The following is a 19,059-nucleotide window of genomic DNA, read 5'->3' on the forward strand; positions in this document are numbered from 1 at the left end:
AGCTAAGATTGTTCAGTCGAGGTCCTTGATCAGTACTTTGGAGTTTCGCTGCAAGTTATAGAGTGCCTGACGCTCGGAGGGTAGCTGGTCGAGGCTGGCCGGGACGAAGCCTTGCTCAATAAACCAGTGGGTGGTTTGGGTGGTGAGCACAAAGAGTTGGTGGATACCCTGTTCTTGGGCCTGAATTTTCAGTAGCTCCAGAAGATGTACGCCTCTACCGCCGTTGCGGTAGTCGGGGTGGGTTGCGATGCAGGCAACCTCGGCCATTTCAGTACCCTCAAAAGGATACAGGGCCGCGCAAGCTAACACCCGACCATCGCGCTCAAGGACCGTAAAATTGGTGATTTCCTGTTCAAAACGCTCCCGGGAACGACGCACCAATACACCGGCTTCTTCCAAGGGTCTCACCAGGTCGAGCACACCTGCAATATCGTTGATGCTCGCCCTGCGGTGTTGTTCGAAGACCGTTTCGCTGACTAAAGTGCCGGCACCATCATGGCTAAACAGCTCTTCGATGAGTGCTCCGTTATGAACGTAGCTAAGAAAGTGCGCTCGGCTGACGCCTTGTTCGCAGGCTCGGCAGGCGGCGTCACGCTGGCTGGCTTGTATTGGGTTTTCTATAGGCAGTGCCCGGGCCGCGGCGACGGTGCATTGGCGAACCAAGGTGCCCATGCTGTCCTTCAATCCTTCGGAATCATCCATAAAGATCAGCTTGTCAGCGCCCAGTGCCACTGCCGATGCTGTAGCGACCTCGTCAGCACTCAAATTGAAGACTTCACCTGTGGTGGAAAAGCCTAGGGGAGACAGCAGTACAATGGCCTCATTATCAAGGGCGGCGGTTATGCCCACGGCGTCAAGTCGGCGCACAGCGCCGGTAAAAAGAAAATCTACCCCGTCGACGATTCCTACTGGCCTTGCGGTAATGAAGTTGCCGCTGACTACGCGCAACCTAGCGCCATGCATCGGAGAATCTGGCAATCCCTGAGATAACTGGCTTTCCAACTGTAAGCGCTGGGTCGCAGAAACGTCCCGCACCACCCCTAGAACCTCAGCATCCGTAATTCGAATACCTTGGTGGAGCTGACCCGTGATGCCCAGAGCGGTCAGCGCTTGCTCGACTTCGCCGCGAGTGGCATGGACCAGCACCAGCCGAATACCCAGAAGGTGCAGCAGGCAGAGATCATTAATCAGATTATTAAATTGATCACTTTCTAACGCGCCATTGCCCAAATAGATCACGAACGTCCGGCCCCGGTGGGCTCGGATATAGGGGCTGGTGTGTCGAAACCAGTCTATGTGATTGCTGGAGGAAGCCAAGTTCGTCAGTCTCGTGCGCTTTATTGGTTAAAATTCAAAATGCGAGACTACCCGAAAGCCACCTAGAGAATCTTGGGAATTTTTGGCTGGCTTGGCGAAAAAGGGCCGCTGTGGTCGGGGGCTCAATGGCCGCGCCAATGGATTGGGTTGCCGCAATTAAAAAAATGGAGGATTTTTAACGGTCAGGGAGGTCTGAGCCATAATCCCAGTCAATAATAAGAGACTCGTAAGCCCCACAGTCACTTTCCAGGTAGTGCGGAGTAGCCCGCCAAAAAATCCCAATGAGAAGGTGGTTTAACGGTGACAGAGATTTTTCAGCGCGTAAACTGCAGCTATGACTGAGCATATGATGATACCCCCAGAGTCCCGCCTCGATATGATTAGCCTTGCTGAGGGGTTAACTCGAGCGGGGCGGCTATCTGCCAAAGATCTGGTTCGGCTTAAATCTATGCGGCAGATGCGCCTCGCACCACTGCCTTTCTTAGCCGAGCAAAAGTTACCCGATTTAAGCGCCGCCGGTGAGATTCTGGATATGGCTGCGTTATTGGATTTTCTCTCTCAGGAAACCGAGTTGGGGGTATTCGATATTGATCCCCTTAAAATCGATACGAAAGCCGTAGCAGAAGTTATGTCTGAGGCCTTTGCCGAGCGTCATCAGATTCTTGCGGTTTCTGTCGATGATATGACGGTCACGGTTGCAAGCAGTGAGCCTTGGGTGACCGGTTGGATCCGTGATCTTGAGCATGCCACGCGACGCCCAATACGCCGAGTATTAGCAGACCCTCGCGATATAGCGCGGTACACCAAAGAGTTTTATGTGATGGCTCGTTCGGTTCAGGGCGCGAATACCCTTAATCGTGGCGAAGGCGGCAATCTGGTAAATCTAGAGGCTATGGTGCAGCTCGGCAATAAGTCTGAGCTCGATGCCAACGACCAGCACATCGTGAGCGTGGTCGATTGGCTTTTACAATACGCTTTTGAGCAGCGTGCCAGCGATATTCATATCGAACCCCGACGGGAGTTGGGGAACGTCCGTTTTCGCATCGACGGTGTGCTTCATAAAGTTTACGAGTTACCTGCCGCCGTCGCGTCAGCGGTGACCAGCCGCTTTAAAATTCTTGGGCGGTTGGACGTGGCAGAAAAGCGTCGCCCTCAGGATGGGCGCCTGAAAACTCGGACCCCCGATGGGGGTGAAGTGGAGCTCCGCCTCTCAACGCTGCCAACCGCATTTGGCGAAAAGTTGGTCATGCGTATTTTCGACCCCGATGTGCTGCTCAAAAGTTTTGAACAACTGGGTTTGCGTGGCAGCGATGATCAACGGTGGCAAAATATTATTGCTCAGGGCACGGGTATCGTTTTAGTCACCGGCCCTACGGGCTCGGGGAAGACCACAACGCTCTACTCCACACTGCGACAGCTCGCTAGCGCGGACGTTAATGTTTGCACCATCGAAGATCCCATCGAAATGGTAGAGCCTGCCTTCAACCAAATGCAGGTAAATGCCACGATCGATTTAGATTTTGCCTCGGGTGTGCGGGCGCTGATGCGACAAGATCCCGATATCATTATGGTCGGTGAAATCCGTGATCTGGAAACTGCCAATATGGCCATTCAGGCGGCGTTAACCGGGCATTTGGTGCTAAGCACACTGCATACCAATGACTCCCCCGGCGCGATTTCCCGACTTGTGGAGTTGGGTGTCCCTGCGTTTTTGATTCGTGCCACCGTTCGAGGTGTTATGTCCCAGCGGTTGGTAAGAACCCTTTGCAGCCACTGCAAGCAGCTTGAGCCCACCGATATAGACGGCTGGCAATCCTTGGTGGGCGACTATCCGGCGGCGATGCCCGAGGCACTTTATCGCCCTGTGGGGTGTAAGGCTTGTCGCGATACCGGTTACCGCGGGCGGGAGGGTATTTATGAGGTGCTCGTTGCTGATGCGGGTGTGCACAGTGTGATCAACGATAGTCATGATATCCGTCAAATTCGAGGCAAATCCGTCGCCGCCGGTATGGTGCCGCTACGAGTGGCAGGTGCTGAAAAAGTTGCCCGAGGTGAAACGACACTCGAAGAGGTTATGCGCGTAGCGCCCGCCCTTGATGACTAAGCAGGCCGCAATGCCCCAGTCCCTAGCAGCGGGGCTCGCGAAAAGTTGGGGGGTCTTTACCGACCAGTTGGAACCGGCTTTTTTGGACCGCTTGCAGCACGCATTGAAGGCTTCCAGTGTGGCTGCAGACTTTGATCGGCTTCTGGCAACCAGTGATTTTTTTCGAGATCAATTTATTCGTCACCGCGATTGGGCGGTGGGCGAGTTGGAAGCTGGGCGATTATTTCAGCGCTGCAATCTCGACTCCGAAGTCTGGGAGGCCGCGCTCAAGCAGCTAGTCCTCGACAACAACAGTGAAGACGCCGTTATGTCGGCTTTACGAATATTTCGTAATCGGCAAATGTTAAGCATCGTGGCCTGCGAATTATCCGGTCGCGCTGCTTTAAGTGACACCTTCCAAGCCTTGACTCAGTTGGCCGATATTACGATTCAGTTTTCGGTGGATTGGGCTACCGCGAAACTATCCCAGCGATTTGGGCTCCCTGTGGGGGAGTGGTCGGGGGAAGCTCAAGAGTTGGTGGTTTTGGGTATGGGGAAGCTCGGTGGTAGTGAGCTCAACCTGTCTTCAGATATTGACCTCATTTATGCCTATCCGGAATCGGGTGAAACTCAGGGCGGCAAAAGAACGCTCAGTAATCAGGAGTTCTTTATACGGGTCGGTCAGCTCGTCATTAAATTGCTAGACGCTAAAACGGTAGATGGTTTTGTGTTTCGCGTAGACATGCGCTTACGCCCCTTTGGTAGCAGCGGCCCACTGGTCGTAAATTACAACGCTTTAGAAGTTTATTACCAGCAACATGGTCGCGACTGGGAGCGTTACGCCATGATCAAGGCCCGAGTGATTACGGGTTCAGCTGAAAATCAAAAGCCTTTAGAGGAGTTAAAGCGCGCCTTTGTTTATCGCCGCTATACCGACTACGGCGCCTTGCATGCGCTGAGAGAGATGCGGGAAATGATTGCTGCCGAAACCCTGCGTAGCAATTTGCAAACCAACATCAAGCGCGGTTACGGCGGTATTCGAGAAATAGAATTTATTGTTCAGTGTAAGCAGCTCATTCACGGCGGGCGGCATCCTGAATTGCAAGTTCGGCCTCTGGAATTGGCTTATCAATGTCTTGCAGAGCTCGATTTTATTAGTATCGAAGATCGACAGGGGTTGATTGATGCCTATCGTTTTTTGAGGCGTCTCGAAAATATTCTTCAGGGTCTGTGTGATACCCAGACGCAGGAGTTACCTGGCGATCCCATTACACAGGCGCAGGTAGCGCTGTTGATGGGTTATTCCGATTGGGCAGCCATGATCTCAAGCTGTGAGGCAGTGCGGCAGCGCGTTTCTGAGTACTTTCATAGTTTGGTGACCCTTCCTGATGACCAGTCGTCGGAAATTGTGGCTTCGGTTGGCCTGCCGTATGCCGATTTATGCCCCGAAGCTTTGGCGGCGTTGGGGTACCGCGATGCCAGTGCGACTTGGGCGGCCGTGGAGACTTTTATGGGCGGTGGTCGCGTTCAGGCGGCGCAATCAGAAAGTCGGCATCGTCTCGAAGCCTTCTTACCCCAGTTGATCTCTGTTTCAGCCAAGACCGACAACGCTGACCTTGCCGTTACCCGAACCTTACCTTTCGTCAGTGCTGTGCTGCGACGTAGCGCTTACCTTGTGATGATGACCGAGCACCCGCAGGCATTAGAACAGCTTGTGTCACTCAACGTGGCAAGTCCGTGGATTGCGCGCAAGCTTGCTCAACGCCCCGAGCTGGTGGAAGAGCTTCTCCACGAAGATCGACTTTATCGAGCACCTAACCGCAGCGAAATGGGGGCATTGGTGCAGGATCAACTGCTGCGAGTGCCTGAGGATGATCTAGAGCAACAGATGCACGCGATGGCGGGCATTAAAGATGCGGTGGTTCTGAGGGTAGCAGCTAGCGAGCTTAATGGTTCGCTGCCAGTCATGGTGGCCAGCGATAATCTCACGTTCCTTGCTGAAGTTATGGTGACTCAAGCTATTCAAGTGGCTCGAGCAGAACTGGTAACCCGCCACGGAGAACCTCAGGGAGATGAGGCTGGGTTTGCGGTCATGGGTTACGGCAAGTTGGGTGGCATAGAATTGGGGTATGGGTCTGATCTTGATCTGGTCTTCGTTTATGACGGTGGACGAGGCACGACGTCGGGCCCAAAAGTTATTGAGAATACGCGGTTTTTTACCCGTCTTGCTCAGCGTGTGGTGCACGTCCTTTCGACTAACGTTGCCCAGGGTCGTCTCTATGAAGTTGATCTGCGCTTACGCCCCGACGGCGGCTCGGGATTGCCCTGCGTGACTTTAGGTAGCTATCGAAAATATCAGCACGAGTCGGCATGGACCTGGGAACATCAGGCTCTAGTGCGGGCTCGGCCCGTAGCAGGCTCGGCAGACTTGTGTCACCAGCTCGAGGTACTGCGACTGGAAATATTGCGCAAGGTCAGACCTGATCACGAACTGCGTGATGCGGTGGTTACAATGCGTATGCGGATGTTTGAGGGTGCTGAAAGCCGCCTTGAAGCGGGCCCTGATGAATTTGATATAAAGCGCGATCCTGGCGGCATTGTTGATATTGAATTTGTGGTGCAGTTTCTAGTACTCCAACACGCTGCCGCCCATCCCGACCTGGCACAGGCGACCGACGTTGTTAACTTGCTTAACGCTCTCGCTGATCATGACTTGCTGTCAGCGCAAGATGCCGACACACTGCGTGCTGCGTATTTGGTGTATCGGGCCGAGGTGCATCGTGCCGTTCTTGAAGATGTAGACTTGGTGGGTAAACGTTCAAAATTTATGCAGCAACTTGTTGCGGTGACTCAGATCAGGGATGGGATCTTACCCGGCCTGCCTGCACTCGAAATTGATGTAGCCAATGGTTAAGAGGAAATAACATGGACCTGTCTAAACTGAGCGGAAAAATTTGGCTCGACGGTGAGCTTGTGCCCTGGCAGGAGGCAAAGGTGCATGTTTTGACCCACACCTTTCACTACGGCGTTGGTGTTTTTGAGGGCGTCCGTGCCTATAGCACACCCGATCATGGCACCTGCATATTTCGATTAAAAGAGCACACCGATCGTCTGTTTCGCTCTGCGAAGATTTTGCAGATGAACATGCCTTGGGACAAAGACGCTTTAAATGCGGCCCAACGCGAGGTGGTTAGGGTTAACGGTCTCGAGGAAGGTTATTTGCGCCCTATGTGCTTTTTGGGGTCAGAGGGTATGGGCTTACGGGCCGACAACTTGAAAACCCATGTCATGATTGCGGCTTGGCCATGGCCGTCTTATATGGACCCTGAGGCCAGGGATCGTGGTATTGCCGTGCGTACATCAAGCTATACCCGGCATCACGTCAACATTACGATGTGTAAAGCCAAGGCCAATGGCAACTACATCAACTCGATTTTAGCCCTGCGCGAGGCCATTGACAGTGGCTGCGAGGAGGCACTGATGCTCGATAATGAGGGTTACGTTGCTGAGGGGAGTGGTGAAAACTTTTTTATGGTGCGCGATGGCGTTATCTACACCCCGGATCTGACGTCTTGTCTTGAGGGCATCACTCGCGATGCTATTTTTAAAATAGCCCACGATGAAGGGTATGAAGTTCGCGAGAGGCGTATTACACGGGATGAAGTTTATATCTGTGATGAGGCGTTTTTTACCGGTACCGCAGCAGAGGTGGTGCCCGTGAGGAAACTTGATAACCGTCAGATCGGTGCGGGTGGCCGCGGCCCCGTTACCGAAAAGCTTCAGAGCATTTATTTTCAAACGGTTCGCGGTGAGCAGGCTCGATATCGTGATTGGTTAACCCCCGTTACTGATTGATGATCCCTTCGTCAGGCACCGCTTAATATAAGGTTGGTTATGACACAGGCACATTTTGAAACACTGCCCTCGGGTATTCGTTATCGACACTGGCAGCCTGCGGCGGAGCCTCGTGCCACCGTTTTGTTAATTCATGGACTGGGTGAGCACAGTGGGCGTTATCAAGCGGTCGCAGCTGCCTTGACTGCTCGGGGTTTTGCCGTCGTGGCCCCCGATCACCTGGGCCACGGCGAGTCACCCGGGCACCGCGTGTTCGTAAAACATTTTGATGACTATTTGGCGGGAGTTCGAGATTGCCGTCAGGTGCTGGCGCAGAGCTATCCCGACTTGCCTTGTTTTGTCTTGGGCCACAGCATGGGGGGTCTTATTACGGGCCGACTTCTGCTTGAAGACCAAGGCCAATACCGCGGTGCGCTATTGAGCGGCCCCGCTTTTGCGGCGGCGGAGGTGACGCCTGCTCCGGTTATGTGGATTGGACGTTTGCTCGCAAAACTCATGCCCCGCGCGGGTATGTTGGCCCTTGACGGTTCTGGGGTAAGTCGTGACGCGGAGGTAGTGGCCGCCTACGAAGCCGATCCTCTGGTAAACCATGGGAAGGTGACTGCGGGCTTGGGCATTGCCCTGTTTGACGCTATGGATCGCGTTATGACAGAGGCGGGCTCGATTACCTTACCAATGCTCATTATGCACGGCGGCGCTGATACGCTAGCCGCGCCCATAGGCTCCCAGACCTTCGCAGCTAAAGTTGGGGCTACGGATTTAACCCTCAACGTTTTGCCCGGTCTCTATCATGAGATTTTTAACGAACCTGAAGGCGAAGAAATTATTGGCCAGTATGCCGATTGGATAGAGGCCCGCTTGCCTTGATGTCAAAGGCTCTGGTGTGTGGCGCGGGAGGGCAACTGGGCCAAGAGTTAGTTTTGACCTGCCCCGAGCAGTGGCAAGCCATCCCTATGACGCGATCGATGTTGGACATCGCCGATCCTGATCAGGTGGCAAGAGCGCTGGATGACATTGAGCCGGCCTGGGTGATTAATGCAGCGGCTTTTACCGCAGTCGACGCCGCGGAGTCAGAGCCGGAGTTGGCACACCGTGTTAATGCCATAGGTCCCGAAATCCTTGCGCTGCGGTGTCGAGAGCGCAATATTCGTGTTTTACACGTCTCAACAGATTTTGTTTTCGACGGGGCCCAAGGTCGCCCTTATGCCCCTGATGCTGAGCCAAACCCACTGGGTGTTTACGGTCGCAGCAAGTTAGAGGGTGAGAATGCGGTAATGGCAGCCGGTGGCAGCCCGGTAATTTTGAGAACAGGTTGGGTGTACTCCCGTCACGGCGGTAATTTTGTGAAAACCATGCTTCGCCTAATGGCCGATCGAGAGCAGCTTTCGGTAGTAGAGGATCAGGTCGGTACCCCAACCTGGGCTAGGGGACTGGCATTGACGTGTTGGGGTTTAGCCGACCATGGCGACACTTCAGGTATTTACCATTGGAGCGATGCTGGGGCTTGCAGCTGGTATGACTTTGCCGTGGCGATTCGTGAAATTGCACTTGAATTGGGCCTGCTGCGCCAAGCGGCGACCCTGTTGCCGATACCCGCATCGCAGTACCCGACCCCAGCCCAGCGGCCGGGGTACAGCGTGTTGTACAAGGCTTTGACACGCAACCTGTTAGGTTATTCCGGCCATCATTGGACAAGTCAGTTATACGCAATGCTTGTCGACCTGCAACAGCACGAAAAACAACACGAGAAACATGAGTTATGACACGATCTTTAATGGTGACTGGAGCCGCAGGGTTTATTGGCGCGAACTTCGTTTATCACTGGGTTCAGGCGCACCCCAACGATACCGTAGTGGCCTACGATGCCCTGACTTATGCGGGTAATCGAGCCAGCCTGGCGCCCCTTGAGGCTTCTGGACAGCTGCATTTTGTGCAGGGCAATATCTGTGACGGTGACCGTGTCAGTGAGACATTGCTTAACTATGATGTCGATACTTTGGTGCACTTTGCCGCCGAGAGTCACGTTGATCGCTCGATAACAGGGCCTGATGCGTTTATTCAAACCAACCTGGTGGGCACCCATACCTTGCTAGCAGCGGCCAGGGCCCATTGGCTTGCCGGCACGGGTCGCCCGCACCGCTTTCATCACGTGTCTACCGACGAAGTTTTTGGGTCACTTAGCAGTGATGCCCCAGCTTTTACCGAAGATCTACGCTATGAGCCCAATTCACCTTACTCCGCCAGTAAGGCTGGTAGTGATCACTTAGTTAGGGCTTACCACCACACTTACGGATTGGAAGTGACGACCAGTAATTGCTCTAACAACTACGGCCCTTTCCATTTTCCTGAGAAATTGATTCCGCTGTGTCTCACCAATATTTTAGACGGCCGTTCACTGCCTGTTTACGGCGATGGCACGAATATTCGGGACTGGCTTTACGTTGTGGATCATGCCCGCGGCATCGATCGGGTGATTGATTCGGGTAAACCGGGAGAGACCTACAATATTGGTGGTAACAACGAGTGGGCAAATCTTGCGATTGTTGAGCTTCTTTGTGATCACCTTGATGCGCGTTTTGCCTCTGAGCCAAGTCTGGCCGCGCGTTTTCCAAAGTCCCCCGCTGCGAACCGAGAGTCACGGGCGCTGATTCAGTTCGTTGATGATCGTGCAGGCCACGATTGGCGCTATGCTATTGACGCAAACAAAATTGAGAAAGAATTAGGCTTTGTGCCCAGCGAAACTTTTGAAACGGGTATCGCAAAAACGCTTAATTGGTATTTAGACAATGAAGATTGGTGGCGACCCCTGCTACAACGCGCCTGACACATCTTGCTGGGGGAAATTCAAAGCGGTGCAGCGTGCTAGGGACTAAAGATCAAACTTGGGAACTTCAGACCAACTCAGGGCATTTGCGTCCTTTGCTGACAGCTCCGGACTTTCCCCGTTGACCAGCGGCCATTGAATGTTGATGTGAGCATCGTCCCAAGCAAGACTAATTTCGCTCTCTGGATGGTAATAGTCGGTGCATTTGTAAAGAAAATCAGCCGATTCAGATACCACATAGAAACCGTGAGCAAAGCCTGGGGGCACCCAGAGTTGAGTTTTATTTTCGGCGCTTAGCAGACAGCCGAACCATTGACCGAAGGTTGTGGAGTTGGAGCGCAGATCAACGGCAACATCGAAAACTGAGCCATCGATCACCCTGACCAATTTGCCTTGAGTTTGCTGGGTTTGAAAGTGTAAACCGCGCAGAATGCCTTGGCGTGAGCGGGAGTGGTTGTCCTGGACAAAGTCATTAGGAATACCTGCCTCGGCAAAGGCGCGGCGATTCCAGCTCTCCAGAAAAAACCCACGATCATCCCCAAAAACTCGCGGCTTTATCAGCATTACCCCGTCGAGCGGTGTCGCCTCAATATCCATCCGAATACGCTCCTGTGTCCCGCAGTAAGCCTTCAAGGTATAGGCCATAACCGCTTTTGGCGAGGGGCTTGGCAAGTGCCAGCAGCTGCTCCGCATCGATGTAGCCCATGCGAAAAGCAATTTCCTCAGGACAGGCGATTTTGAGGCCCTGCCTCTCCTCAACGACACGAATAAAATTGGCAGCATCGAGCAATGAGTTGTGAGTGCCAGTATCTAGCCAGGCCGTGCCTCGAGACATGACTTCTACCGCAAGATTGCCCTGCTCCAAATAGATGCGATTTACGTCAGTAATTTCCAATTCACCTCGGGCTGAGGGCTTTATATTACGGGCAATATCGACGACGGCGTTGTCATAAAAATACAGCCCGGTCACCGCATAGTTGGATCGTGCGATTTCAGGCTTTTCTTCAATGCTTATAGCCTGACCGGAGGCGTCGAATTCTACTACGCCATAGCGCTCAGGATCGTTCACGTAGTAGGCAAATACCGAGGCACCAGCCTCTCGCTGCGCAGCGAGGCGTAATTTTTCCGTTAGACCGCCGCCGTAAAAAATATTGTCACCCAACACAAGGGCCACGGGCGCGCTGCCGATGAAATCGGCACCCAAGATGAATGCTTGAGCCAGACCGTCGGGGCTGGGCTGTATGGTATAGCTAATATTAATTCCCCAGCGCTCACCGTTACCTAAAAGGTTGGCAAAAGCCTGGTGATCGTGGGGGGTAGTAATGATTAAGATATCTCTGATGCCCGCTAGCATTAAGGTGGCAAGGGGATAATAAATCATGGGCTTGTCATAGATGGGCATCAGTTGTTTGCTGACGGTGCTGGTGAGAGGGTGTAGCCTTGTTCCGGAGCCCCCAGCAAGAATAATGCCTTTATATTCGGTGCTTTTCATATTTAACGCGCGGTGAACAATAGGGCGGCAAAGATAAACGGTTCTCTATGTTTTGTCAGCGGTCTGCAACTTATTACCAACTGGTATTGAGTCCATAACGGACGATCGTGAGCGGCTTATTTGGAGGATATTTCATTTTATCGCTTAAGGCGTTAATACATTAGATGCCGTTTCTTTATTTAAATTCTGGTGGATAAGACCCATTAAAGATGGAGAGTGCAGCAGTGATTTGCGGCCCCATCTGCCCAAATTGTTGGCGTCAAATTTATGGGCACTCTTACTGCCAAAAGCGGTACAATCGCGATTTTTTAACGGGGATTGCCTCATTAACGCATCTGCTCAAAGTGTCGGAGAGGCCGTTTCTACGTCTGTTCATGCCGGATCTTTGTCCTCAGATCCGCTGAAAATTGCGTTGCTGGGTTATCGTTCAGCACCATTCTCCGGCGGGCAGGGGGTCTATCTCAAGTATCTGAGTCGTGCATTGGTGAAGCTTGGGCACACGGTCACTGTGATCTCGGGTCCGCCCTATCCAGACCTCGATGTAGAAGTACAGCTGCAAAAACTTCCCAGCCTAGATTTGTATGCCCATGGCTTGAAGTCGGTAAGCATTGGCCAGCTGTTTAAAGATCCTTTGGCGCGGACCGAATGGTTGAGCAAGTTAACCGGTGGCTTTATCGAGCCCTGGACCTTTGGAGAGCGGGCCCGAGATTGGTTGCTGGCACATGCTGACGAGTTCGACGTTGTTCACGACAACCAAACCCTGTCAGACGGCATATTAGATATTCAGAAAGCGGGTATCCCGCTGGTCACCACGATTCATCATCCGATTACGCGAGACCGTAAATTAGCGTTGGCCGCAGAGCCGCGTTGGACACGTCGGTTGATGATTCGGCGCTGGCACGATTTTCTGACAATGCAAACGGCTGTTGCCCGTCAATTAAATTACATCGTGACCGTTTCGAAGGCATCCCGCACCGATATCATCGCTGATTTTGGCGTTGATCCCGCTACGATTGCGGTGATGTACAACGGCGTTGAGGCTGATTTATTTAAACCTATGCCTCATATCGAACGAAAACCCGCACAAATTATGGCAACGGCGTCTGCCGATACGCCACATAAGGGGCTACAAGTTTTGTTGCGTGCGGCTGCGGCCCTCCAAAAAAAAGGCCGGGAGCTCAATCTGGTATTGGTCGGCAAGCCTCGAGAGGGGGGCGCAACAGAGCAGCTGGTGGCTCAGCTGAACTTAGCATCCCATATTCGCTGGGTGAGCGGTGTAGACCATGCCACCATTGTTGAGTTGTATGCCGAAAGTACGTTAGCGGTTGTACCGTCACTTTACGAAGGTTTTGGCTTGCCGGCTGTTGAGGCTATGGCCTGCGGCATTCCTCTAATCGTGAGCGACGGCGGGGCTCTGCCCGAAGTGGCTGGAGACGGTGGAGTGGTGGTCCCTGCAGGAGACTCTGAGGCCCTTGCGACCGCAATCGAAGCCTTACTAGATGATCCCGCGGCTAGGGCGGCATTGGGCGAACGTGCCCGTGAACGTGGTGTCAACGAATTCAGCTGGGATGTTTGTGCGGCTCGTTTGGTGCATTACTACCGAGGGGCTATGGCAGGGCACTCTGGGAACGATTTTTTGCAACCCGCAGAGGCTCTGCCTGTGCAGGGGGATGTCCTCGGGTGCTAACCGTCGACTTTCAAACCCTTGCTCTGGGCTCGGGACAGATGCTTCTCGATGTCGGCTGTGGTGAGGGTCGGCACACGCTAGCCGCCTATTTAAAGTCGGGCGTGACGGCTGTGGGTGTTGACCTAGGCTTAGCCGATCTGGAAACAGCCCGCGGCCGCATTGCCGACATGGAGGCCTATGATCCCGAGGGTGAAATAGAATTTCTTCAGGGTGACGCGACTGCTTTACCGTTTCCCGATAACCACTTCGATCATGTGATTTGCAGTGAGGTGCTGGAGCATATTCCCAACTTTATCGCCGTGATTGGAGAGTTAAACCGGGTATTAAAGCCCGGGGGAAATTTATGTGTGAGCGTGCCCAGGGCTTGGCCAGAGCGGCTTTGCTGGTGGCTGAGTAAGGATTATTACAATACACCCGGTGGCCATATTCGTATTTTTAATGCGGGCTTTCTGCGGCAAGAAATTCTCCGTCATGGCCTTAATTGCTATCGCCAGCATGGCGCTCACGCCTTACACGTTCCTTACTGGTGGCTACGTTGTTTGTTATGGCACGAGGGCGAGGAGCACCCATGGGTGGCGGCTTATCATCGCTTTTTGGTCTGGGACCTTATGGAGCAGCCGGCTTTAACACGTTGGATCGACAAGCTTTGTAATCCCTGGATGGGGAAAAGCGTGGTGATGTATTTCAACAAGCCTCGAGGTGTCAGTCCATGAGTGGCCTGTACTTAAGCCGTGGTCTCTATCCCCGTGAATTTTTGCAACCTACGGTCGATTTTCTGCTGCGCACTCAGCGCCCTTGGGGAGAGATTCCTTGGTTTGAAGGAGGTCACTCTGATCCTTGGGATCACACCGAAGCGGCCATGGGGTTATCAATCGCTGGAGAATTTACGGCGGCTGTGCGTGCTTATCGCTGGCTTGCGGATACGCAGTTGGATGATGGCAGTTGGTGGCGCAGTTACCGCGAGGGTGAGCCTGACAATCCCGATCGTCGGGAATCCAACTATGTGGCTTATGTTGCCACAGGTGTTTGGCACCATTATCTCATCACGGGTGACCTGGTTTTTTTGCAAGAGTTTTTCCCCGTTATCGATGCGGCTATGGGTTTTGTACTGAAACTGCAGGGCGATGCCGGGGAAATTGATTGGGCGGTTGATGCGAGTGGGGCTCCCATGGGCGATGCTCTGGTCACGGGTTGCAGCTCTATTTATAAGAGCCTTGAGTGTGCGGGGCATATTGCCGCAACCCTAGGCGTCCAGCGCAATGAATGGATCGAAGCTAGGGCGGCCTTAGGCGTTGCCTTGCGCTCACGCCCCGACCGGTTTGACAGGACCTGGGCCTCCAAGTCGCGTTATGCGATGGACTGGTTTTACCCGATCATTACGGGCTGGGTGCAGGGCGCAGCGGCTAGCGATCGTCTCGATGCACGCTGGAACGAATTTGTTGAGACCGGTATGGGTTGCCGCTGCGAAACCCAAGAACCCTGGGTAACGGTGGCCGAATCTTGTGAGCTTACGTTGGCGCTATTGGCTGCGGGGGATCGTAATCGTGCGGCAGAGCTATTTTCTTGGCTGACCCAGTGGCGCGACGGTGACGGTGCTTGGTGGACGGGCTATCAATTTGTCGAGCAGGTGCTGTGGCCCGATGAGAAGCCTACCTGGACTGCCGGAGCTATTATGCTCGCTGCCGATGCACTGACCCACCACACACCGGCCGCCACTCTGTTCCTCGAGGTGTGCGAACCCCCCCAACCACTGTCGGTCAGCGCTGCTCGAGATTAAGTTAGGCGAGTCTGCGCAGGGCTCTCAATGAGTCAACAGCACCGCAGGCTTCGTAAAGCCCAGAATCAATGGCGAGTCGCCAAATGGTGAAGGGTGCCTGACCTCCCGTGCTGGCATCGGGAAACACATCGTGGATGGCCAGAATGCCCCCGGGTAGCACGCGATGGCCTACGCTGCGCCAATCGGTTAATGCGGCCTCAAGACTATGACCACCATCAATAAAGACCATGCCTAGCGTGTTCGGCAAAATGGCTTGTGCCTGTTGCGTGCCGGCAACAATCGGAATAACGATATCCTCAACGCCAGCTTGGGCAATGTTGCGGCGAAACTCACGCAGGGTATCAACACGACCCTCACCATCGACAAGGTCGGCATCGAAAAACATTTCACCGGGCTGGTGTTCTTCTGAGCCGCGATGGTGATCAAGCGCAAGCACGACGGTGCCGGCTAATTTAGCCCCTTGTGCCAGCCAAATTGTGGAGCGCCCGCACCAACTCCCTATTTCGAGCACGGGCCCAAGGCACCCAGCTTCACAAGCCAGGGCAGATAATAATTCGCCCTCGTCATCGGTGAGAAAGCCGCGGACATTAGTCCCTGGGGGGGTGGCCATGAGTTACTCCAAATCGTGCCATGTCAGCGCGCAGTATACCGGAGGGTGTGGGTTATTTTTGAGGTGCTTGCAGACGAGGGGTGTAGTTTGGTGTATTCGCGAATTCTGAAAGGGGCTTGGTGCCTTTAGCCGAAAGGGGCTCGGTGCTTTTAGAAAGGTGGCCTCAACGTTGCTCTGCCTTCGGGTACGCCACCGCCGTTTTTATGCGGCCATTGTAAGTGTTGTTGTGTCGGCAGTTGCAACGGCGACTTTAATCACCATTTCGATGATCTGTATTACTGCGTTAAGAACGCACCACTGAATGCCCAAAAGCATTCAGCAGCTATTATCTGAGGATCGTATGAAGCCCTGAGATTATGGGCTTAGGCAATCCTGATCTCTTCAATCAGGGTGTCGTACTGTCGGTCTCATTTTGAGTGCCCGCGGCCGATGCTGCCGGCGGTGGAATCAGGGCTGCATCAAGCCGCGCCACGTCGTCGGGTGATAGAGTGCCCGAGTTCTCCTTGAGCCTAAGCAGGTTCACGACATAGTCGTAGCGTGCGTTGGCGTAGTCTCGCAAAGAGGTGTAGAGCAGGTTTTGCGCGTTCAGCACGTCAACAATGTTGCGTGTTCCAACGTCATAACCCGCTTCGGTGGCATCCAGCGCGCTTTGCGCCGAGCGGATCGACTGCTTACGAGCTCTGACTCGTGCGGCATCAGACTTCACCGTCATATGCAGTGAGCGTGCATTAGTGATCGTCGTGCGCTCAAGGTTAACGCGGCTTTCCTTCGCAGCAATATGCTGTTGTGCCGACTGTCGCCGTTGGGCATGCAGGCGTCCACCCTGGAAAATGGGCACGTTTAAGCGGACTTCCCAAACCTCCCGAGTATCTTGCGAGTCGGGCTGTATTTGGAATAATTGTCGCGGTTCAGAGATCTGGCTGCCATCGGTGTCTGTGTCCGAGTACTGGTAACTCGCCGTCACTGTTGGAGCATGCCCCATAGCGCTCGCTTTAGCCCCTTGCCTTGCTGACTCTTCGGCATAACGTGCTGCTGCTAGATCGTAGTTATTGTCCAAGGCAAACTTTACCCAAGCCGCACGATCCGCAGGCGCCGGGGGTTGTGCCTCAAAATCTTCACTGAGACGAAAAAGGTCACCGTGTGTTTGCCCGGTCAAAATGGACAGTCGCTCTTTGGCCACGTCGACATTGTTTTCTTCAACAATGCGTTGAACCTCGGCTAAGTCTCGCGCTGCCTCCGCCTCATAGACGTCAGTGATGGCAATGAGGCCAACTTCAAAACGTTGCTGAGTTTGTTCCAGTTGTCGCGAAAAGGCGCGTTCAGCGGCTGAGGCAGCTGCTAAATTATCTTGAGCTCGCAGGACGGCCAAGTAAGCATCTACGGTGCGTACAATCAAATTTTGCGTTGCGGCGGCAAATTCCGCCTCGGCTTGTTTGCTGAACTCCTGGCCTGACTGCAAGTTGTACCAGGCAGAGAGATCAAACAGGGGCTGAGCAAGGGCGACATTCCACCCCTCGGTTTCGGTGTCTCTTTTGTTAAAGCCATCGGCGATAATAGGAACGGTCTGCCCAGAGCTGGGGTCGGCGTCGAAGCCCACGATTTGCGGGCTTACGGTCTCGTTCACGTTGCCTGTAATACTGTAGCCGGCGCTTACTTGGGGTAGAAGTGCTGACAAGGCCAGATTTTCTGTTTCCAGATTGGCTAGATATTGGGCTTCCTGCGCGCGCAGCTGAGCATCGTTTTGCAGCGCCAGTTCATAGATATCGAGCAATGTATCGCTGTAGCTCTGTGAGCTTATGGGCATCAAGACCGCCACGGCTAGCCCCAGCAGGGTGCGGCGGATAAACAGGGGTGTCATGGAAACTCCTTAAGTGAGCGCGGTTTCGCGGGCCATAGTCTAACACTCGACGCAGCCCGGTGAAGGTGAACTTTTAACCTGATACGACTGATCCGAAACAATCCGTTGTCGTTTCTATCCTGCGCTAGGCCTCAGCTATTGCTACACTCCGGTTATCGGTTAGAGGTAAACCAATGAAGGAACAAACGGGTCGTACCCGCAACAAAAGGTCGCGCTACAGCGTAGACATTGGTGACTTGCACAGTTTGTGCGAGACCAACTACCTGCGTTTGTTGCGTGTCTTTCCGGGCTACGAGACCAACAACTCGGTCGAAATCACCGCAAATCATTTAACACTGGTCTTTGATGTTGTTGAGCGTACCCGCTATACGACCCTGTTTCGAGTAACGCAACGGGGCCAGCAAGGCTTACCGGCGATGAACTTAGACCTCAGGCTGTACCACGATGCGAGTATGGCCGAAATAGTGGCTTTTCAGCGCCATCGACACTTGGAGGGTCGTTACGATTATCCCAATCCCAATATGTACCAACGGGATGAGAAAGTGCAACAGAATCGGTATTTGGCTGAAATACTTGAGCTTTGTCTGGCTGAAGGCCGCCTGACCAATGAGTTTAGTTCATGGGTACCTTCTGGCCATGAATAGTCCGTTACGCGGTGATTGCCTGCTGAACAACAGCGGCACCCTCACGCTAGTTCAGGTAACCGATGCCCATCTAATGGCTGCAGAGGGCGGTCGCTTACTCAATGTAGATACCGACGACTCTCTAGCTGCTGTTCTTGAACTCGTTGTGGCTAACACCGCGGCACCGGATGGTTTGTTGATTACAGGCGATATCGCTGGTGATGGTGCAAGTGACGCTTACCAGCGCTTAGCTCGAGCACTTGATGTTATTCCTGCCCCTAGCTTTTGGTTACCGGGAAACCACGATGACTGTGACGAGTCTGATGTGGGCCGTGAGCATTTCATTCGCACAATTACAAACCCGCACTGGCTGATTGTGATGTTAGATTCACAGCAGGCGGATGCCGTGGGTGGCCACCTGTCAGCGAGTGAGCTCGACGCGCTATCACAGGCGGTAGATCGTGCTAACCAAGAGGGCAAACACTTGTTAGTGGCGTTGCATCACCCGTTACACCCGGTGGGTTGTGATTGGCTTGATCCTCAGCGCGTCGCGAACAGTGCGGCCTTTGAACTTGAAGTACAGCGTTGTCGGCAACAGGTTGTGGTCATTGCGGGACATGTGCATCAGGAGAGTGATCAGCAAAGCACCGGAATACGCTATCTCACGACGCCTTCGACCTGCATTCAATTTGCGCCCAATCAAGTAAATTTTAAGGTAGACAACCAAGCACCGGGATACCGTTGGTTGCGACTAGCACCCTCGGGTGAGGTTGAAACCGGTGTCGAGCGGGTCACAGACCGGGAGTTTCCGGTTGACCTGAACTCGGGTGGTTACCTTTAAGCTCAAGGCAATCGGCGAGGTGGGTGCCGAACTCGCCTTAGCCGATTCATGGGTCATGATAATTGACCTAACTATTGATCAAAATCGACAGA

Annotated in this window: 16 protein-coding genes; 11 read left to right on the top strand and 5 right to left on the bottom strand. The window is 53.6% G+C overall.

Going from position 1 to position 19,059, the window contains the following annotated elements:
• Positions 1-12: 12 nt before the first annotated feature.
• The gene (gene argA, locus ACMAZB_RS00205; protein ID WP_435218555.1) at positions 13-1,317 is read right to left on the bottom strand and encodes an amino-acid N-acetyltransferase; all 1,305 of its coding nucleotides are present in this window, start codon (positions 1,315-1,317) and stop codon (positions 13-15) included.
• 334 nt (positions 1,318-1,651) lie between these two features.
• Here argA and ACMAZB_RS00210 point away from each other — a divergent pair, with 334 nt between their 5' ends.
• The 6 genes from ACMAZB_RS00210 to rfbB are packed head-to-tail and all read left to right on the top strand — an operon-like array spanning position 1,652 to position 10,079.
• The gene (locus ACMAZB_RS00210; RefSeq protein ID WP_435218557.1) at positions 1,652-3,421 is read left to right on the top strand and encodes a GspE/PulE family protein; all 1,770 of its coding nucleotides are present in this window, start codon (positions 1,652-1,654) and stop codon (positions 3,419-3,421) included.
• Between the two features lie 10 nt (positions 3,422-3,431).
• Positions 3,432-6,314 (top strand): bifunctional [glutamate--ammonia ligase]-adenylyl-L-tyrosine phosphorylase/[glutamate--ammonia-ligase] adenylyltransferase, encoded by a 2,883-nt coding sequence (gene glnE, locus ACMAZB_RS00215; RefSeq protein ID WP_435218559.1) that lies wholly within the window; start codon positions 3,432-3,434, stop codon positions 6,312-6,314.
• An 11-nt stretch (positions 6,315-6,325) separates the two neighbouring features.
• Complete coding sequence (locus ACMAZB_RS00220; protein ID WP_435218561.1) at positions 6,326-7,255, top strand: branched-chain amino acid transaminase; 930 nt, start codon at positions 6,326-6,328, stop codon at positions 7,253-7,255.
• A 39-nt stretch (positions 7,256-7,294) separates the two neighbouring features.
• Positions 7,295-8,122, top strand: a complete 828-nt coding sequence (locus ACMAZB_RS00225) for an alpha/beta hydrolase (RefSeq protein ID WP_435218563.1) — start codon at positions 7,295-7,297, stop codon at positions 8,120-8,122.
• Positions 8,122-9,018 carry a dTDP-4-dehydrorhamnose reductase gene (rfbD, locus tag ACMAZB_RS00230; protein ID WP_435218564.1) on the top strand — a complete coding sequence of 299 codons (897 nt, stop codon included), beginning with the start codon at positions 8,122-8,124 and terminating at the stop codon, positions 9,016-9,018. The genes ACMAZB_RS00225 and rfbD overlap by 1 nt, the downstream gene beginning before the upstream one ends.
• Complete coding sequence (gene rfbB, locus ACMAZB_RS00235; RefSeq protein ID WP_435218566.1) at positions 9,015-10,079, top strand: dTDP-glucose 4,6-dehydratase; 1,065 nt, start codon at positions 9,015-9,017, stop codon at positions 10,077-10,079. Before rfbD ends, rfbB begins: the two co-directional genes overlap by 4 nt.
• A 45-nt stretch (positions 10,080-10,124) precedes the next feature.
• Here the strand turns inward: rfbB and rfbC are convergent, their stop codons facing one another.
• Together rfbC and rfbA are read right to left on the bottom strand one after the other, a co-directional pair.
• A complete protein-coding gene (rfbC, locus tag ACMAZB_RS00240) occupies positions 10,125-10,676 on the bottom strand; it encodes a dTDP-4-dehydrorhamnose 3,5-epimerase (protein ID WP_435218567.1) in 552 nt (183 codons plus the stop codon).
• Entirely contained in the window at positions 10,666-11,571 is a 906-nt protein-coding gene (gene rfbA, locus ACMAZB_RS00245; RefSeq protein WP_435218569.1) for a glucose-1-phosphate thymidylyltransferase RfbA, read from the bottom strand. The genes rfbC and rfbA overlap by 11 nt, the downstream gene beginning before the upstream one ends.
• A gap of 229 nt (positions 11,572-11,800) precedes the next feature.
• Here rfbA and ACMAZB_RS00250 point away from each other — a divergent pair, with 229 nt between their 5' ends.
• Genes ACMAZB_RS00250 through ACMAZB_RS00260 form a run of 3 tightly spaced genes read left to right on the top strand, consistent with a single transcriptional unit; the run spans position 11,801 to position 15,035 of the window.
• The gene (locus ACMAZB_RS00250) at positions 11,801-13,258 is read left to right on the top strand and encodes a glycosyltransferase family 4 protein (RefSeq protein ID WP_435218571.1); all 1,458 of its coding nucleotides are present in this window, start codon (positions 11,801-11,803) and stop codon (positions 13,256-13,258) included.
• The gene (locus ACMAZB_RS00255) at positions 13,252-13,971 is read left to right on the top strand and encodes a class I SAM-dependent methyltransferase (protein WP_435218573.1); all 720 of its coding nucleotides are present in this window, start codon (positions 13,252-13,254) and stop codon (positions 13,969-13,971) included. The genes ACMAZB_RS00250 and ACMAZB_RS00255 overlap by 7 nt, the downstream gene beginning before the upstream one ends.
• A complete protein-coding gene (locus ACMAZB_RS00260; protein ID WP_435218574.1) occupies positions 13,968-15,035 on the top strand; it encodes a prenyltransferase in 1,068 nt (355 codons plus the stop codon). The genes ACMAZB_RS00255 and ACMAZB_RS00260 overlap by 4 nt, the downstream gene beginning before the upstream one ends.
• Before the next feature lies 1 nt (position 15,036).
• On the opposite strand, the gene ACMAZB_RS00265 is transcribed toward ACMAZB_RS00260, so the two are convergent.
• Together ACMAZB_RS00265 and ACMAZB_RS00270 are read right to left on the bottom strand one after the other, a co-directional pair.
• Positions 15,037-15,645 carry a class I SAM-dependent methyltransferase gene (locus ACMAZB_RS00265; protein ID WP_435218576.1) on the bottom strand — a complete coding sequence of 203 codons (609 nt, stop codon included), beginning with the start codon at positions 15,643-15,645 and terminating at the stop codon, positions 15,037-15,039.
• A 385-nt stretch (positions 15,646-16,030) separates the two neighbouring features.
• On the bottom strand, positions 16,031-17,503 hold the full coding sequence (locus ACMAZB_RS00270; protein WP_435213425.1) for a TolC family outer membrane protein: 1,473 nt from the start codon (positions 17,501-17,503) through the stop codon (positions 16,031-16,033).
• 173 nt (positions 17,504-17,676) lie between these two features.
• Between ACMAZB_RS00270 and ACMAZB_RS00275 the strand changes: the two genes are divergently transcribed.
• Complete coding sequence (locus ACMAZB_RS00275) at positions 17,677-18,147, top strand: DUF1249 domain-containing protein (protein ID WP_435218577.1); 471 nt, start codon at positions 17,677-17,679, stop codon at positions 18,145-18,147.
• Positions 18,140-18,967: a metallophosphoesterase gene (locus ACMAZB_RS00280; protein WP_435218579.1), complete on the top strand. Its 828-nt coding sequence runs from the start codon at positions 18,140-18,142 to the stop codon at positions 18,965-18,967. Before ACMAZB_RS00275 ends, ACMAZB_RS00280 begins: the two co-directional genes overlap by 8 nt.
• Positions 18,968-19,059: the final 92 nt, after the last annotated feature.

This window comes from Luminiphilus sp. nBUS_07, from assembly GCF_051201685.1.
Lineage (GTDB): Bacteria > Pseudomonadota > Gammaproteobacteria > Pseudomonadales > Halieaceae > Luminiphilus.